Origin of the sequence: Actinosynnema sp. NPDC023658, assembly GCF_040639995.1 — a bacterium.
Lineage (GTDB): Bacteria > Actinomycetota > Actinomycetes > Mycobacteriales > Pseudonocardiaceae > Actinosynnema.
The window spans coordinates 6388-8252 of the sequence record NZ_JBFAAX010000147.1 but is presented as its reverse complement, the minus strand read 5'-3'; the positions used below and the strand labels follow the sequence as shown (position 1 = coordinate 8252).

At 68.5% G+C, this 1865-nt stretch carries 1 protein-coding gene; it reads right to left on the bottom strand.

The genetic code is table 11. The annotated features are described in order from the left end of the window. Positions 1-113: 113 nt before the first annotated feature. Positions 114-1403 (bottom strand): extracellular solute-binding protein, encoded by a 1290-nt coding sequence (locus AB0G02_RS17720; protein WP_360795159.1) that lies wholly within the window; start codon positions 1401-1403, stop codon positions 114-116. Positions 1404-1865: the final 462 nt, after the last annotated feature.

Below are 1865 nucleotides of genomic sequence, written 5' to 3'. Positions count from 1 at the left end.
CGGGCAGCTGGTCTGACCGCGCGGCCGCCCGGCGTCGGCCTCCGGCGGGCTCGTCAGGGACGCAGGGCGTGCAGGACGGCCCCGCCCGCGCGCGACCGTGAGTTCGGTCGTCATTACTTGGCAGCCTTCTTGGCTCCCTCGACGACCGTCTTCCACGCGTCCTCGGCCGAGGTGCCCTGCTCGACCGTGGTCAGGGCCGGGGAGACCACGTTGTCCTGGATCTCACCGTCCTGCGGGCCCTTGTACTGGGCCGCGGCGACCTTGTTGGCCTGCTCGGCGAACAGCAGGCCGACCTTCTCGCCGCCGAAGTACTCGTTGGAGCTGTTCAGCAGCTCGGGGGAGATCAGGGCCTGGGTCTGGCTCGGGAACGTGCCCTTGGCCTTGAACGCCTTGATCTGCTGCTCGGGCGCGGTCAGCCACGCGGCCAGCTTGGCGGCCTCGGCCTTGTTCTTGCCCTGCTTCGGGACGGTCAGGTACGAGCCGCCCCAGTTGCCGCCGCCGCCGGGGAAGGCCGCGGTGACGGCCCACTTGCCCTTGTGGTCGGGGCCGGCGTTGCCCTCGATGACACCCAGCATCCAGGACGGGCAGGTCTTGGTGGCGAACGCCGACTCCTTGAAGCCGGTCTGCCACTCGGGGCTCCACGCCGACAGCTTGGCCGACTGGCCGCGCGCGACCGCGCCGGTGACCTGGTCCCAGATCTTCTTGTCGCCGTTGTTCTCGATCACGAGCTTGTCGTCGCGGTCGAAGTAGCCGGTCTGGGCCTGGTTGTGCATCGGGTTGAAGATCTGGGCGGCCGAGTCGAACCACGGCTTGCCCGTCGCCTTCACGTACTTGTCACCGGCCTCGAAGTACGAGTCCCAGGTGGCGAACAGGGCCTTGACGCCCTCGGGGTCCGACGGCAGACCGGCGGCCTGGAGCATGTCCTTGCGGTAGCACATGGCCAGCGGGCCGATGTCGGTGCCGTAGCCGATCAGCTTGCCGTCCTTGGTGGTGACGGCGTCGACCTTCCACTGCAGCCAGCGGTCCTCGCGGACGTCCTTCGGGCCGATCTCCTTGAGGTTCTCGAACTGGCCGGACTTGGCCATGACCTGGCTCAGGAAGCCCTCTTCGACGGCCTCGACGTCGGCGAGACCGGAACCCGCGCCCAGCTTGGTGAACAGGTTCTGGTGGTGGGGAGCGCCCTGGCCGGTCTTGCGCTGCGTGACCTTGATGTTCGGGTTGGCGGCCTCGTACTCCTTGAGGAGGTCCTCGTAGCCGAACTCGTTGAACGTCGCGATGGTCAGCTCGACCTTGCCGTCGGCATTGGTCCCGCCGGACCCACCCGAGCCACAGGCCGTGGCAACGGCGGCAAGCACTGCGGTGCAGGCCAGGACTTTGGCCAAGCCCGCTCTACGGTAGCGCACGAGAACTCCTCGATGATCGGCGGTGAACTTCTGGGAGCGCTCCCAGGTTTTGGGGGAGTGTGGTTCGCGCCACGGAGTTGTGTCAAGCTCTCGTGTCCGCGCTGTTACCGACGCTGCGACATTTGCCTTGCTGGAACGATTCTGCTAGCCGTGTGTTCAGTGGTCCGTTCAGGCACTGTTCGTAGACCGGTTGGACACGCTCGGTTCATCCTCGGACGAGAGACCGCGAATTCACCGAGTCGTCCCGCACTCACCCGCGACCAGTCTCCACCTGAAGCACGCGCGCGTCATCGACCGACGCACCGCGAGTCGGGCAACGGCCACTCCGAGTCGCCGGGCGGGTGCCGTGAGTCGGGCCGGTCGGACGGCGGACTCGGGGGGGGGGGGGGCGCGGGGGGGGCGCGCCGGGCGGCGGGGGGGTTCGAGTCGGGGGGGGCGGGGGGGTTGTATGGGGTGGCCGCC